General features: G+C 47.8%; 15 protein-coding genes and 1 pseudogene. 5 read left to right on the top strand and 11 right to left on the bottom strand.

The window, feature by feature from the left end; translation table 11 throughout:
- The 3 genes and pseudogenes from Q4A73_RS06175 to Q4A73_RS06165 form a co-directional block, all read left to right on the top strand.
- Nucleotides 1–379 (top strand): annotated as a pseudogene (locus Q4A73_RS06175) (DNA polymerase III subunit alpha); the annotation flags it as partial.
- A 186-nt stretch (nt 380–565) separates the two neighbouring features.
- Nucleotides 566–925 carry a DUF485 domain-containing protein gene (locus Q4A73_RS06170; protein WP_303206581.1) on the top strand — a complete coding sequence of 120 codons (360 nt, stop codon included), beginning with the start codon at nt 566–568 and terminating at the stop codon, nt 923–925.
- Nucleotides 922–2,562 (top strand): cation acetate symporter, encoded by a 1,641-nt coding sequence (locus Q4A73_RS06165; RefSeq protein ID WP_303206580.1) that lies wholly within the window; start codon nt 922–924, stop codon nt 2,560–2,562. The genes Q4A73_RS06170 and Q4A73_RS06165 overlap by 4 nt, the downstream gene beginning before the upstream one ends.
- On the opposite strand, the gene Q4A73_RS06160 is transcribed toward Q4A73_RS06165, so the two are convergent.
- Nucleotides 2,523–3,224: an MqnA/MqnD/SBP family protein gene (locus Q4A73_RS06160; protein WP_303206579.1), complete on the bottom strand. Its 702-nt coding sequence runs from the start codon at nt 3,222–3,224 to the stop codon at nt 2,523–2,525. The two genes, Q4A73_RS06165 and Q4A73_RS06160, sit on opposite strands and share 40 nt — an antisense overlap.
- Nucleotides 3,224–4,639, bottom strand: a complete 1,416-nt coding sequence (gene gltX / locus Q4A73_RS06155) for a glutamate--tRNA ligase (protein ID WP_303206578.1) — start codon at nt 4,637–4,639, stop codon at nt 3,224–3,226. Before gltX ends, Q4A73_RS06160 begins: the two co-directional genes overlap by 1 nt.
- Before the next feature lie 66 nt (nt 4,640–4,705).
- On the opposite strand from gltX, the gene Q4A73_RS06150 reads away from it, so the two are divergent.
- Entirely contained in the window at nt 4,706–5,512 is an 807-nt protein-coding gene (locus tag Q4A73_RS06150) for a peptidyl-prolyl cis-trans isomerase (protein ID WP_303206577.1), read from the top strand.
- A 735-nt stretch (nt 5,513–6,247) separates the two neighbouring features.
- Here the strand turns inward: Q4A73_RS06150 and Q4A73_RS06145 are convergent.
- Nucleotides 6,248–7,579 carry an acetyl-CoA carboxylase biotin carboxylase subunit gene (locus Q4A73_RS06145; RefSeq protein ID WP_303206576.1) on the bottom strand — a complete coding sequence of 444 codons (1,332 nt, stop codon included), beginning with the start codon at nt 7,577–7,579 and terminating at the stop codon, nt 6,248–6,250.
- Nucleotides 7,580–8,026 (bottom strand): acetyl-CoA carboxylase biotin carboxyl carrier protein, encoded by a 447-nt coding sequence (gene accB, locus Q4A73_RS06140; protein ID WP_303206575.1) that lies wholly within the window; start codon nt 8,024–8,026, stop codon nt 7,580–7,582.
- Between the two features lie 165 nt (nt 8,027–8,191).
- On the opposite strand from accB, the gene dcd reads away from it, so the two are divergent.
- Complete coding sequence (gene dcd / locus Q4A73_RS06135; protein WP_303206574.1) at nt 8,192–8,752, top strand: dCTP deaminase; 561 nt, start codon at nt 8,192–8,194, stop codon at nt 8,750–8,752.
- A 58-nt stretch (nt 8,753–8,810) separates the two neighbouring features.
- Here dcd and Q4A73_RS06130 read toward each other — a convergent pair whose 3' ends face one another.
- The 7 genes from Q4A73_RS06130 to Q4A73_RS06100 form a co-directional block, all read right to left on the bottom strand.
- Nucleotides 8,811–9,920, bottom strand: a complete 1,110-nt coding sequence (locus Q4A73_RS06130) for a Cj0069 family protein (protein WP_303206573.1) — start codon at nt 9,918–9,920, stop codon at nt 8,811–8,813.
- A gap of 59 nt (nt 9,921–9,979) precedes the next feature.
- On the bottom strand, nt 9,980–10,849 hold the full coding sequence (locus Q4A73_RS06125) for a fumarylacetoacetate hydrolase family protein (RefSeq protein ID WP_303206572.1): 870 nt from the start codon (nt 10,847–10,849) through the stop codon (nt 9,980–9,982).
- On the bottom strand, nt 10,846–12,711 hold the full coding sequence (locus Q4A73_RS06120) for a mechanosensitive ion channel family protein (RefSeq protein ID WP_303206571.1): 1,866 nt from the start codon (nt 12,709–12,711) through the stop codon (nt 10,846–10,848). Before Q4A73_RS06120 ends, Q4A73_RS06125 begins: the two co-directional genes overlap by 4 nt.
- Entirely contained in the window at nt 12,708–13,343 is a 636-nt protein-coding gene (locus Q4A73_RS06115; RefSeq protein WP_303206570.1) for a carbonic anhydrase, read from the bottom strand. The genes Q4A73_RS06120 and Q4A73_RS06115 overlap by 4 nt, the downstream gene beginning before the upstream one ends.
- 272 nt (nt 13,344–13,615) lie before the next feature.
- Entirely contained in the window at nt 13,616–13,819 is a 204-nt protein-coding gene (locus Q4A73_RS06110; RefSeq protein ID WP_303206569.1) for a hypothetical protein, read from the bottom strand.
- Nucleotides 13,819–14,034 (bottom strand): hypothetical protein, encoded by a 216-nt coding sequence (locus Q4A73_RS06105; protein WP_303206568.1) that lies wholly within the window; start codon nt 14,032–14,034, stop codon nt 13,819–13,821. The genes Q4A73_RS06110 and Q4A73_RS06105 overlap by 1 nt, the downstream gene beginning before the upstream one ends.
- Nucleotides 13,982–15,122: DUF2972 domain-containing protein (locus tag Q4A73_RS06100; RefSeq protein WP_303206567.1), on the bottom strand; the 1,141-nt coding region annotated here is incomplete at its 5' end. The genes Q4A73_RS06105 and Q4A73_RS06100, both read right to left, overlap by 53 nt.

Genomic DNA, 15,122 nt, shown 5'->3' with positions numbered 1-15,122 from the left:
TGGTTTTTTGCTAGGTTACCGCAAAGATGAAAGAATGAATTTTACCCTCAAAGCTGTAAAAACGCTAGATGAGCTTAAAAATGGCGATTTTAAGGCGGTGAAAAAATATTCTTCTAAAAAATTTGAAAAGAAAAATGACTACACAAAAGAGCCTATGGAATTTGAAAAAAACATTATTGAGCTTGATTTGAGTCGCTTGAATCGTGAAATCATCTACGAAATCCACGAAATGGCCAAAAACGCCCACAATCCTAACGAAAAAGGCAACAAAAAACTCGTCCTAAAGGTCATCAGTACGGGTTCTTGTTTGCTTTATCATACGGATTTTGTCATCTCCGATAGCGCGAGTGAGAAAATTCTAAAAAAATATGTGTGCTAACGCGCATATTTACTAAAAGTAACAAAATAGCTAGATTTCAAGCCGATCGAATCGCTCATCGGGCTAAGGCTATGTTACTTTTTGTTAGAACCAAGCGCGAAACTCAAAAAAATTCCCCCATTTTTTCATCTTCACTCAAGCTTTGCATTAAACTACAAGTATTGATTTTCTTAAGAAAGGTGGATTATGAAGCCAACGCAAAGCCAACAAAAAGCCCTAAAAGACTTTGAAAATTTCATTTCAAAAAGAAACACCATTTCGCTTTCCTTCTCCCTAGTCATACTGATCGCTTATTATGCCTTCATACTGTGCGTGGGCTTGATTCCCGATGTTTTGGGTTATAGAGTGGGCGATACGGCCATCAGCTTGGGGATTGTATCTGGGCTTGGCATCATCTTTCTTTGCGTCATCAGCACAGGGATTTATGTTTTCATCGCCAATTCCTTTTTCGACTCAGAAAATTCTCGCCTCATCGAAGAGCTTGAAAAAAACGATCTCATCGACTCACTCAAAGAGGGCAAAATCAACTACAAGGATCGGCAATGAAATTCCCACTTCTCCTAGCACCCACTAGCATTTTCGCAGCGGGTTTTGATTTGGCAGTTAGCGCGCAAAGAGAGCTTAACATTGCAGCCATCGTGATGTTTTTGGGCTTCACTGTGGTAACCTTGCTCATTACTTATTATTCCAACAAAAAATCCCAATCCATCGGCGCATTCTACACCGCTGGGGGCAATATCAGCAGCTTTCAAAACGGCCTAGCCATCGCGGGCGATTACATGAGTGCGGCGAGTTTTTTGGGCATCACCGCCCTGATTTTCACCAATGGCTTTGATGGATTGATTTATTCTGTGGGATTTTTGGTGGGTTGGCCCATTATTTTATTTTTGATCGCTGAAAAATTTAGAAATTTAGGCAAATTCACCTTCGCCGACATCGTAGCCTACCGCTTAAGCTCAAAGCCCATACGCGTCATCTCTGCCATCTCCGCCTTAAGCGTGGTTATCTTTTACCTCATCGCGCAGATGGTAGGCGCCGGACAGCTCATACAATTGCTTTTCGGGCTACCCTACAAATTCGCCGTTATTTTGGTGGGGATTTTGATGATTTGCTATGTGGTTTTTGGCGGGATGCACGCTACAACTTGGGTTCAAATCATCAAGGCGATCTTGCTCCTAGCAGGCGCATCTTTCATGGCCTTTATGGTCATTTATCTTACGAATTTTGACCTCAAATACTACACAGATTTAGCCGTCTCCAGCCATCCCAAAGGAGAGGCCATCATCAGGCCCGGCGTCTTCTTACCTGACACCATCTCAGCCCTTTCTTTAGGACTAGCCTTGATGTTTGGCACGGCAGGACTGCCCCACATTTTGATGCGCTTTTTCACCGTCAAGGACGCCAAAGAGGCTAGAAAATCTGTATTCTACGCCACAGGCTTCATCGCCTATTTTTACATTCTAACCTTCATCATAGGCTTTGGCGCCATAGCGCTTTTATACTCAAACAGCGCCCTCATCAATCCAGACGGGAGCTTTGCGGGGGCTAACAATATGGTCGCCATCATCCTAGCGGAGGTTTTGGGCGGGGATATATTTTTGGGCTTCATTTCGGCCGTGAGCTTTGCGACCATCCTAGCCGTAGTGGCGGGGCTGACCATCTCAGGAGCCGGCGCCATCAGCCACGACCTCTTCGTCAATGCGATAAAAAATGGAAAATGTGATGCGAAAACACAAATGCGCGTGACCAAATCCTCCATACTCATACTGGGTTTTCTCGCCATAGTTTTGGGCTTTGTTTTTGAAAATCAAAATGTCGCCTTCATGGTAGGACTCGCCTTTGCCATCGCCGCTAGCGTCAATTTTCCCATACTGTTTTTAAGCATTTATTTTAAGGATTTGACGAGCAAGGGGGTTTTCTGGGGGGGCTTGATAGGACTCATCACGGTGGTTTCTCTGGTCGTTTTAGGGCCTGGGATTTGGGTGAAGAGCTTTGGTTTTGACTCGGCGATTTTCCCTTACGAGCACCCTGCGATTTTCACCATTCCTCTCACCTTTTTCTTGATCTATGTCCTTTCAAAATTGGATCGTTCAAAACGCGCACAAATCGATAGAATGGGCTTTGATGCTCAAAATTTCAGGGCTCAAAGCGGCGTGGGTATAGAAGGCGCCCTGGAGCATTGAAATTTAAACCGCACGGCCCTGATAAAACACCTCAGGGCCAACTCCTCCCTAAAGCCTATCTTGTAATAAATAACCTCATTCAAATAAAGGCGGATTTTATGACTGCAAATGTTGCGATCCTGCGCGTAGTTTTCAAGGATGTAGCGGGGAATTTTTATCTTTTTTTGCGTGAAATTTTTTAAAATCTTCGCATAAATGATCTTTTTTTGTGTGCAAGAAAATCTGGCAAACACAAAGGGCAGCCCCGTCTTTTCATACCACAAGGCGCACAAATCCACATACCTATCCTCATCTTGACAATAAAGCGCCAAGGCCCTATCGCCGATGATAACCCTACCCCTAGCCCCCAAAATTTCAGCCAAAGCATTTGAACTTGCCGAGCTCAAATCCTTTTGCATTGGGGTATTTTTTTCCACCAAAACGCTCCAAACATGCCCGCGCGCACAAATTCCTAGATTGAGATTTTTGTATTTTTTCCTCGCACTCTCTATGCTTGAAACAAAGGCCGCGTCAATGCGGCGATAAAACAGGTCCTTATTGAGCTTACTTGGCACGGCTTTTTTATACTCAAACGCCGCCTTAAAGCCATTGGGCAGGGGATATTTTTTAAGATAAATGTGAAGCGGCAAGAGATTGATGTAGTCAATTTTTCCAAAAATCATCAAGGCGCCTTGAAATTTAACGACAAACCCTCGCAAAATTTCACAAATGCCCCCACCCTCACCCTACACACCTCAACGCCCAAAAATTCCAGCACCTCAAAGATGCTAGGACTGACCGCAGCGCCCGTGAGGGCAATGCGCAAGGGCTGGGCTAAATCCTTAAGCTTGGCCCCTCTTTTTTCCAAAAAGCCATGCGCAAGCTCCTCAAATTCCAACGCACCACGCTCATCCCTCAAAGACTCCGCAAATTCACGCAGTAAAATCAAGGCCTTCGCATCCACAAATTTCGCCACCGCCGCCGCGTCATAATGCTGGGGCCTTTCTAGGATGCTTTTTGCGCCGCAGATGATGTCGCGCAGGGTTTTGGCGCGCTCTCTTAAAAGATCCAGTAAAAATCCCCCCCGCTCCACAAGGCTCAAATCAAACCCCAAGCCCTTCAAATGCCTGTTTATCTCCTCAAAAGGCAGGGTTTTGATGTAGTGCGTGTTGAGCCATTCTAGCTTTTTAAAACTATACGAAGAGGCGCTTTTGCTGATGTGATGCGGGTCAAAAAGCCTCTCAAGCTCCCGCAGAGAAAAGATCTCCTCATCATGATGTCCCCAGCCCAAACGCACCAAAAAATTCAGCAGGGCCTGGGGCAAAATCCCCATATTTTTATACGCCATCACATCCATCGCGCCGTGCCTTTTGGAGAGCTTCTTGCCGTCCTCACCGTGTATCATCGCCACATGGAAAAATTGCGGAATTTCAAAGCCCAAGGCCTCATAAAGCACGATTTGCTTGGGGGTGTTGGAAAGATGATCATCCCCCCTTATCACGGCGCTAACGCCCATCAACGCATCATCGACCACCACGCAAAAATTATAAGTCGGGCTCCCATCACTTCTGGCGATGATGAAATCATCCATAATGTCATCATAAGCGAAGCGAATTTCGCCCTTGATGCCATCCTCAAAGACAAGCTCACCACTCTCAGGCGCTCTCAGGCGCACCACGGGGCAGACGCCCGCCGGTGGCTCACCGCTAAAATCCCTATACCGTCCATCGTATCTGGGGCGCTCCTTTCTCGCCTCCTGCTGCTTTCTTAGCGCGTCAAGCTCCTCCTTGCTCATGTAGCAGTGATACGCCCTGCCCTCGTCTAGGAGTTTTTGGATGAATTTTTCATAGATCGCAAAGCGCTGCGACTGGTAGCTGGGCTCTGCGTCATAGTCCAAACCGCACCACTCAAAGGCCTCGATGATAGCCTTTGTCGCTGCTGCGCTGTTGCGTTTGAGGTCGGTATCCTCGATGCGCAGTAGAAATTTGCCCCCATTTTTTCGGGCGTAAAGATAATTATAAAGCGCCGTTCTCAAGCCGCCGATGTGCAAAAAACCTGTGGGAGATGGGGCAAAACGCGTGGTGAGTTTTTTTTGCATCCTTTGCCTTTTCGTAAATTTTGGTCGCTATAATGCATTGTTTTTTTAAATAAAGGGTTAGAGCACATGATGAAATTTTTGTTGGTTTTGGTTTTTTGGGTGGGTTTTCTTGAGGCTGCGGTGCTAAATTCCATCGCTGTGGTTGTGGAAAAAGAGCCCATCACGCGCTATGATTTGGAGCAGGTGATGAAAATTTCAAAACTCTCGCGCGAGCAGGCTCTAAGGGTGCTGATCGAAGAAAAGCTTGAAATTTCACAAATGAAGCGCTTTGGCATCGTCGTCAATGAGCTTGAGATCGATGGGGCGATTTCTAAAATCCTCAAGCAAAGCGGCATGAATTTGAAACAGTTTAAGGCCTCGCTTGGGGGGCAAAGCTATGAGCAGTTTCGATCCAGATTGAAAAAAGATTTGGAAAAAAGAAAGCTTTACGAGCAAATCGCTAATCTTTCAAAGGCTGATTTTAGCGATGAGGGGGCAAGGAAATTTTTTGAAGCGCATAAAGAAAAATTTACTTTTTATACGCGCATTGGGGTGAAGATTTACCGCTCAAACGACCAAAATAGCCTAGAATCCATCAAAAATTCAAAAGGCGCCGGGGGCGATTTTAAAGAGGTCTTGCTGGATACACACAACGCAGACCCTAGACTTTTGGGACTTTTATCGGGACTTAGGGTGGGGGAATTTTCCCCCGTTTTAAACGGAAAAAGCGGCTATGAGCTTTATGAGGTGAGAAGTAAAAACAATCCGCAAAGCCCTGATTTTGAGCAGATTAAAGAGAGGGTTTTGAGTGCCTATGTTAGCGAGCAAAAGCAAAATTTCGTGCAAGATTATTTTAACAAATTGCGCTCAAATGCCGACATAGAGTATTTTTGAGTGCTAAATTTTATCCTTTCAATTTGCTAGCCCTGCAATTTTCAAAAGCCCATCGCACTCAAAATTCTCCCTCGCATCAGTCGCTTTCGCCTCTGCTAAACGCCCAAAAGCCCACAAAGCTCCCACTCATCACCCGGGCTCAAAGCTAGCTTTTCGCGAAAAGCAATTTCCATAACGAAGGGATTTCTCAGCCAACCCCACCCGCTAAAACGCTCTTTTTCCTCGCTAGCTTTTCACGCCAAAGGTATCGCGTCTTTCTCAATTCGCTTTTTTGAAGGATGCAAGCAGGATCGATACCCCCGTCATTTTTCCATCGCGTAGAATTTTTTAACAATTCATGATCCCGATCGCTGCAATTTTCCCTCACGCATCCAGACCATTCCCCTCACAACCCCCCCATCGCCTCCAGCACAGAAAGGTCCATCCACAGGACGCATCCAATCTTCTCGTAGCTAACGCTTTTGGCAAAGGCTTAGAGCGTGGGCGTTTATATTTCGTTAGCTCCACCAGCCACGCTCTCAAACAGACGAAATCCACCCACAAAGGCCGATGGCTTAAAACGCCAGCCATCTCCCGAGGCCACCATCACCCCTCGTTCGCTTGCCTTAAGGTCAGCTCTCGTTATTTACCCCCATCGCCCCCCAGCACCCTACGATATTGTGGGTCAAAAAAACAAATTTTGACACCCTCATCCTCAAGAAAGCTTAAAAATTCAAGTCCCCCTTTGAAACGCAATCACTGCCTTGCAAGATAATTTGTATCGTAATCATTGCTTATAAAATCAGGATTTTCCATCATAGAAAGATGAAAATCACGCGTGGTTTTAATCCCCCCAACAATAAGCTCATGCAAGGCCACCTTCATCTTAGCGATGGCCGTATTTCTATCCTCCCCCCAAACCACGAGCTTGCCTATCATTGAGTCATAATAAGGCGGCACCGCATAGCCCTCATAGCAGTGGCTTTCCATCCGAACATTACGCCCAGCTGGTGGGATATATTTGGTGATTTTACCCGGACTTGGCAGGAAGGTTTTAGGATCTTCAGCCGTGATGCGACACTCTATGGAATGCCCACAAAGCTTGATGCTCTCTTGACTTGGCAGGGCATAACCCTCGGCGACCCTTATCATCAGCTCGATGATATCAAGACCACTCACCATCTCACTCACGCAGTGCTCCACCTGAAGTCGCGTATTCATCTCTATGAAGTAAAAATCCAAATTCTTATCCACCAAAAATTCAAAAGTCCCCGCCCCCTCATAGCCTATGGCTTTTGCCGCTTTGACAGCTGTTTCGTGTAATCTTATTCTTGTCTTTTCATCAAGCAAAATAGCAGGACTCTCCTCTATAAGCTTTTGATGCCTCCTTTGCATCGAGCAGTCCCTCTCCCCGATGTGCACGATATTGCCAAAGCTATCGCCGATAACCTGCACCTCGATGTGGCGGGGGTTTTGGATGTATTTTTCCATATACATCGTCCCATCCCCAAAGGCCGTCATCGCTTCGCTCTCTGCTGACCAGTAGGCCTTTTCGAGGTCCCTCTCACCCTCCACCACGCGCATACCCCGGCCGCCTCCGCCCGCTGCTGCCTTTAAGATCACAGGATAGCCGATTTCTTTGGCAAGTTTCTTAGCCGCCTCCACGCCCTTTAGCGCCCCATCACTTCCGGGGATCACAGGCACACCCGCCCTTTGCATCACTTGCTTGGCCTTGCTTTTATCGCTCATCAAATTCATCGCCTCCACGGAGGGTCCTATGAATTTGATATGATGCTTGGCACAAATTTCAACGAAATTTTGATTCTCGCTCAAAAAACCATAGCCCGGAAAGATCGCATCCGCCTCCGCGATCTCGGCCGCGGTGATGATGGCTGGGATGTTAAGATAGCTCTCCGCACTCCTTGCCTTACCGATGCAGATGTTCGCATCGGCGTATTTGAGATAGAGGGCGTCCTTGTCCGCCTCAGAATACACGCAAATGGCCCTCTTTCCCATCTCCTTGATGGTTCTTAGGGCTCTGAGGGCGATTTCTCCGCGATTGGCGATTAAAATGCTTTTGATTTCCATTTATAGTTTCTCCACAGAAAATAAGGGCATCCCAAATTCCACAGGCTGCCCATCCGCGACCAAAACCTCAACGATGCGGCAATCAAATTCCGCCTCAAGCTCGTTCATGATCTTCATCGCCTCGATGATGGCTATGGTGTCGCCCTTTTTCACGGTGGAGCCGACCTTGACAAAGGGCGCTGCGCCCGGGCTTGGCGCCTGATAAAAAGTGCCGACCATAGGGCTTTTGATGCTGGGCTTGTTGGGCTTGGTTTGGCTAGGATGGGCTTCATTGACGACATTGACATTAATGGGCTGGGCAGTGGGTGGGCAGACGGGGGCAGGAATTTCACAATGCGCCTCCTTTTCAAGCTCGATCTCAAAGCCGTTTTGATGCCTGATCTTAATCCTGCTGATTTTGGCTTCGGTGAAAAGCTTCATCAGTTCTTCAATCTCTTCTTTTGTCATAAATTCTCCTAAATTTCCAAAACTTAAATCTTGCATTATATTAAAAAACTTAAACAATTTCGTTTGAAATTTGATTGCAGGCCGTTAGGGCACATAGCGGGCGCTGAAATTTTACGCACTTGGGCTATAATCTGCCCACAATTTCAAACTCAAAAGGGCAAAACTATGGGCTTAAAGGCGGACAACTGGATAAGACAAATGGCGCAGGATCACCAAATGATCGAGCCATTTTGCGAGGCCAATATCGGCAGGGGCGTTGTGAGCTATGGGCTTTCAAGCTATGGCTACGATATACGCGTGGGTCGGGAATTTAAAATCTTCACCAACATCAACTCCACCGTCATCGACCCTAAAAATTTCCTCGAGGCCAATGTGGTCGATTTCGTGGGCGATGTGTGCATCGTGCCGGCCAATTCTTTCGCCCTAGCTCGCACTATAGAGTATTTTAAGATGCCTGATGATGTTTTGGCGATTTGTCTGGGCAAGAGCACTTATGCAAGATGTGGCATCATCGTCAATGTAACGCCCTTTGAGCCGGGCTTTGAGGGGCATATCACCATTGAAATTTCAAACACCACCCCCCTACCGGCTAAAATCTACGCCAATGAGGGCATCGCGCAAGTGCTGTTTTTGCAAGGCGATGGCCCCTGCGATACCACCTACAAAGACAAAAAAGGCAAGTATCAAAAGCAAAAAGGTATCACCCTGCCTAGAATTTTGAGATAAGACAAACCTGCAAACTGAATGATAGGCAAAAATGATCGATCAAAAAATTATCAAAATTTTAAACCTTTTTCTCGCTGACGATGTTGATGATATTATCCCCCACCATGACGGCGATTTTAGCCATAAATTCCTCAGGACTTGTGAAGCCCACGCAGGAACAGTTGATCTCCCCTAGCACATATTTATCCTTGCCATTGGCATCGGTATCGAGGATAAAGTCCGCCGTCCAAATGAGCGGCAAATCATAATTTCCAAGTCTTGCGCGTATATCAGGAAGCTGGCTTAAAAACCAATCGATAAGCCCCTGCCACACGCCCGGCTCATCGTAGCGGTATTTCGCCCCGCTAAAGAGGGTCGCAGAAAAGGCATCCCCGCCCTCAGCTGGCTTTTTATGCACGACATAAACGGGCGTTTTGTAAAGCATCAAAATGCGAATTTCACCCTCTTTAATGCGCGGCAAAAAGGTCATATCCACGAGCATGCCATTATCTCCCACGAGATAATGCTCACAAAAGTCCATAAATTCGCCAAGCTCCCTCTCCTCGGAGTGATTATCTTTGGCCTCTGTGCAGATAATCTTCGTATCAAGCGGGAGGCTTTGAGTGCTGTTGTAGCCATTAGCGTCCTTCAAACGCACCCGCCAAATCCCCTCGCCCGTGGAGCCTCTGTTTTGTTTCAAAACGCGCTCACCCTTAGCTAGGGTCGTTGGGAAGGTCTTTTTAAAATCGTGCTTATCACCCCAAGCCACGCCTATCCTCGCCGCCTCCTGCCTGTCGTAGTAGGCGTAGGTATCATCGGGCACAAGTTCCGTGCAAGCAAGCTTAGTCAGCGCGTCCTTCGCCCCATAGCCTATCATTGCGTCCGGATGGGGCATACCCACAAGCCCCGCCTCACAAAGCGAGCGCAAGACATCAAAATAAAGCTTTTCTTCCTTGAGATTGCCCGGATTGACACGAGAAACATAACCATCGGCCGTGTTTTTAACCCGCTCGTAAATTTCATTGCGCGCCGCCTCATCGCGTAAAATTTCATCGTCAAAAAAAACAACCTCAGCGCTCCAGCCCTTATCTTTCAGGGCATTGACCATAGGCATCGTATCCTTTCTATACCCATCGGGCCCCTTATCACTGCCGCCTCTTGCCTCGAAAAAAACAATATTTTTTTTCATTTTGACTCCTTTAAGATTTCCATAATTATTCCACAAAAAACATTGCAAAGATTAAACAATCACAAAACGATTCTGTTGCAAAGTGTCCCTAAATTTTCAATCTCACACCGCACCTCATCGCCCTCTTTTAAAAATTGCGGCGGACAAAGTCCCATCCCCACGCCGCTAGGTGTGCCCATTGAGATGATGCTGCCAGCAAGGAGGCGCATCCCGCTACTTAGCTCCTCCAAAACATAGCCGATGTCAAAAATGAAATTTTTTGTGTTGTCGTTTTGCCGCAGCTCCCCATTGACAAAGCTTTTAAGCGCAAGCTCAGGCGGATAAGCCACCTCATCGCTTGTCGTGATGTAGGGTCCCATCACCGTGCTCCCCTCAAGGCTTTTAGCGCGGTAAAATTGCTTGTGTTTGCCCTGCAAATCCCTCGCAGAAATGTCGTTGATGATGGTGTAGCCAAAAATGTAAGCGGGCGCGTCCTCGGCCTTGATTTTATAAGCCTCCCTGCCTAAAATCACAGCCAGCTCGCATTCATAATCAAGCTCCTTTGTAACCGCATCGTGAAGGGGGATTTTCCCAAAGGGCGCGGTGGCGTGATTGACCCTTTTGCTAAAATACACGGCATTTTCGCGCCTTTCAAATTTCTCGCCCCTAAATTTAGCCGACTCCTTAGCGTGGGCTAAAAAATTAATCCCCAAGCAAATCACATCCTGCAGAGGCTCGGGGATGGGGGCTAGGAATTTTTCCTGCGCCAGGTCGATGGCAGGGGCGCTCTCCACCTGCTCCTTTGTGAGTTTGAAACTGGCAGAATTTAAAATCAAATCGTTCATATCCTTAAAACAAAGCCCCAAATCCCTGAGGCAAACCACTTGTTTTTTTGCATTCAAAACGCCCAAATGCCTCTCATCCCCCCAGCTAAAACAAACAAATTTCATGGCTTTTTTATCCCTTCTAGCGGGGGAAAATTCTCAATGTAAATGCTGCGACTTGGGAAGGCAAAGCTCAGTCCGTTTTTCTCAACGATGCGCATAAACTCAAGCATCAAAGCCTGTCTGGCCTCCCTAAATTTCTCCGCTGAAATGGTTTTAGTGTAAAAATAAAGCTCGATATTGATGCTGCTCTCCCCAAAATCACTCAAGGCCACATAGCAGTCGTTTTTGTAACCCTCAAGGTCGTTGATGGAAACTAAATTTTGGCGGTATTTTGCCGAGCGATCGCCGTATTTTAGGGCGCTATCGCTGGGTTGAGCCACTAGGGGGCTGGTTTTTAAAAGCTCCTTCAAATCCGCCACGCAAGCCTCCAATTTTTCAGGCGTGGCATCATAGCCCACACCCAAATACATCTTCACATGCCGCCCTATGCGCCTTTTGCTCCAGTTTTTGATGTTGGCGCCCATGATGATGGAGTTGGGCAAGAAAACCAAAGAATTGTCAAAGGTCCTGATGGTCGTCTTTCTAAGTCCCGTTTCCACTACCGTGCCCTCGACGCCGTCGATTTCTATCCAGTCGCCTTGATTGAAGCTATCATCAAACAAAAGCAAAATGGAGGCGAAAAAATTTGCGATGATGTCCTTGGTCGCTAGGGCTACGGCGAGGCCGCCTATACCGAGTGAGGCGATGATGGCGGAGATGTTGAAGCCAAGCTGGGCGAGGACGAAAAGGAAGGCGATGACGATGATGACGAAGTATAAAATTTTGATGACTAAATTCACCACTTCTTTCTTGCCGCTTTTTTGTGCGAGCTTGGAGACCAAAACCACGCCATAGCCGTCCAAGACGCCCAAGATGAGCCAAGCGATGAAGATGGCATAGATGATGTGAAAGGCGTTGCTGATGCTGATATTTACGGGTGCGGGGTAAAGGGCTATGGTGAGGCAGAGGCTGGCCGCGTAAATGACGAGCAGGAAGCCTACGGGCTTTTTGATGTTTTCTATGAAGATGCTTTTGATGTCATCGGCGTCCATTTTGTTGCGGTAGATGAGCTTGACAAGGAGGAAATACACGATGTGGGAGAAAAATTTCCGCAGGGACATGAAAAAAGCTAAAACGAGCAGGGAAATGACGATCTTGCCTAAATTTATCGCCTCGATGCCCGCACTTTGATTGATCTTATCGATCCACTTTTGCAGGGCTAGGATGCTGAAAAGGTAGTTGCTCTCTAGCAAGTGGGCGTTGTTTCTTAGGTATTTTAAAATTTCCACATAGGATGCGAAGGTATCCTCGATGAGCGCTTCTTTGCTGTTGATCTTTTCAAGCTCGTTTGAGTGGGTGATTTTTGCCTTATAGGCGCTTAAATTCGCGCTTGAAATCCCCTGCAAATCGCTCATCGCCTCATCAATAAGCCCCACCATCTCCCTGCTACTCGCGGCATTTTCAAAGAGCTTTTTGAGCTTGACTAAGGCGCTGTAAAAATACTCAATCATCTGCAAATGTATCAAATCAAGGCTCGCATTCATATGGACGAAGGGCTGATTTTTGCTTTTTTGCTGCAGCTCCTTTAAATTTTTCTTCGTTTTTAGAAATTTATCGGTGGACTCCTGACTGATTTTTTGCGTAACGACAATTTTGGGTATCTCCCTCAAAATGGCATCCTTCTCATCCTCAAGCTCGGTTAAAATTTGCCGGTAAGCGCTAGAATTTCCATCCGTTTGCTCATATTCTTTCATCTTGCGGTTTAAAAGCACATAGCCCTCGATCCGATTAAAAAGCGCATCCTCAGTCCTCGCAGAGCCCTCCTCACCGGGCTCCTGCGCCCAGATGCAAAGCACACACAGCGCCAAAAGAATGATTTTTTTCATGGATTTTTCCTGTTTTGGATTAGGGTGAAGATTTTTTTCTTCAAGTCATACTCATAAATCTCACCCGTTTCGATGATGTAATACCAAGCGTGAACTTCTATTTTGCCCTCATCCAAAGCCTCCTTCACTCCGGGATAGCTGAGGATATTTTGCAAAGAATTGACCAAATTCAGCTTCTCCGTCAGCCACGTCCGCATCGCCAAATCCTCCCCTGCAAAGAGCAAAACATCCCTCCTTATCGGCTCGAGCATCATGAGCCATTTTTTGACATTGGGCGTTTGTGCAAATTCCTCCTCGCCACGATACAAGGCCTGACAACCCCCGCAATTACTATGCCCGCAAACCACGATATTTTTGATGCGCAGGGTCGTTAGAGCGTATTCTATGGCCGAAGTGGTCGCCAGATAGTCACTTCCCACGCGATAAGGCGGGATGATGTTAGCGATGTTGCGGATGACAAAGAGCTCACCAGGCCCGGTATTTGTGATGAGATTAGGGATAACTCTAGAATCAGAGCAGCCGATGAAGAGCGTGTGGGGATTTTGCCTATATTTTAGGCTTTCAAAAAGCTTCGCATGCTCCTTAAAATCTTCCTGCATGAATTTAATCGCACCACTGATAAGATCGTCCATAATCCACCCTCAAAACAAAATCGCGCGATTATAGCAAATTTAATCAAGCCTCAAATCCTCCCCCGTCGCTAGAATTTCTCGCCCATATCCAACCAAATCTCACTCGCGCCCAGCAGTTTCCATCCCGTCCCAGCCTCTCACCGCCCTTTCCCATGCCCCGCACACGCGGCCATCTCCGTCAAAATTTGCATCTGCCCGCGCCAATTTTCGCGGCCTGAAAATTCCGCCCCTCGCACCCGCCCCCTCGCGCAGTGTCCCCCAACCCTCTTCTGCTAGAATTCCCCAGCGTCAAATCCGACGGCCGCTAAATTTTCGCCATCGCGCGACTGATTTCTCCCCGCCCAAACCCCTCCAGAAGTCTCAGCGTCCTTCGCGTAAGAATTCCCATCACCCAGAAAATTCCACCCGCCGCGCCCAAATCTCCCCGTCGCCGTTTGGATCGCCTCACAGTCTGGGCAGGTTTTGAAATCGCCCATCAAAAGGGCAAAATTTCACGCTTTGGCCCAGATTTTCCACTCCAATGGCTGGGCTTGATGGATCTGGCTCGCTTGGCTTTGTCGCCCGCGCAAATTCCCGCGCCCGTGCTAGATTCGCACCAGTCCCAGCCAGCGGCCTGAAAATTCCCCCGCACCGCCCCTTCACCCGCCCGCAGCGCCCCCAAACCCCGCGCAGATCCTCTCAAACTCCGCATAATGCTTCCACGAGGCCACGATGTCGGGGCGCTTTTGCTTGATGTCGGCTAGCTCGGCGTCGAAGGCCTTTTTGTATTGCAGGGCTAGGTCCCTATTTTTCTCAAAATACTCCAGTACCTGCGCCTCGCTAAGCAGCTTTTTAGCCTCCGACTCCACCCTCTGCAAATAATGCCGATAAAGCCCCCGCAGGTAAATTTTAGCCTCCTGCATAAGCCCCCCCTTCTCAAGGAGCAGCTCCAATGCCCTCCTCTCCATGCAAAGCTTGAAATTCTTAGGATCCTCCCCCAAAATTTCCTCGTTCAAATTGATGAAATTCTCATTCAAGTGCCGCCGCGTCTTGGCCGAGTCCACCCACACGACAACCCCCTCACAAAGCACCACCCTAAAATCCAAAATCACCACCAAGCCCCCAGAATTATGCATGGTCTCATAAAATTCCCGCTCTTTGGGCTTGGGCGGGGTGAAGCCAAATTGAAGCGCGAGTTTTTGCAGGGTCAAAAAGGCATTTTGCGGCAAAATTTCCTGCATGTCTAGGTAGAAAACCTCACTGTGAGGCACCCATTTCCTCACCAAATCAAACTGCATGCTCCCCCCGTGCGAGTGTAGATTTTCGATTGAGGGCGTCGTTTTTTTCTCCACCACCCACCCCGCACCCTCGCGCCTTGCGTGATTGTATAGGATGTCGGGGATGAGTTCCTCATAGGCATCCCCAAGCTTGAATTCATCCTTTTTTCGAGAGCTTCCGTGCTGATGGTTGATGATATGCTTGAAGGTCGAAATAGGATCGCGCACCAAAATGAGCAAAGGGCGATCAAAGTCCAGCAAAGCCAGGCTTTTTTTGTAGTGCCAAAAGGCATAATGCAAGATCCACACCCAAAATCCACCCCCTCCCCGCACCAAGGCCTCGTAATTTTCCCTAAAATACGCCCAGTCATCGCCCACCCACGAGTTCGCGCACCTCATCCCAAGGCTCCACATGAACCAATAAAAGGCCGACCCCCCAGCCCCGTGCGCCAAAGTGTAGGCGAATTGATACCGCCGCGGCAGCGGCAGGTTCAGCGCCCAGGCCGCTTCTGCGCCCAGCGTG

It is taken from the genome of Campylobacter sp. (genome assembly GCF_030528245.1).
Lineage (GTDB): Bacteria > Campylobacterota > Campylobacteria > Campylobacterales > Campylobacteraceae > Campylobacter_D.
The sequence above is the reverse complement of the archived record's forward strand: the minus strand, read 5'-3'. Positions and strand labels throughout refer to the sequence as shown.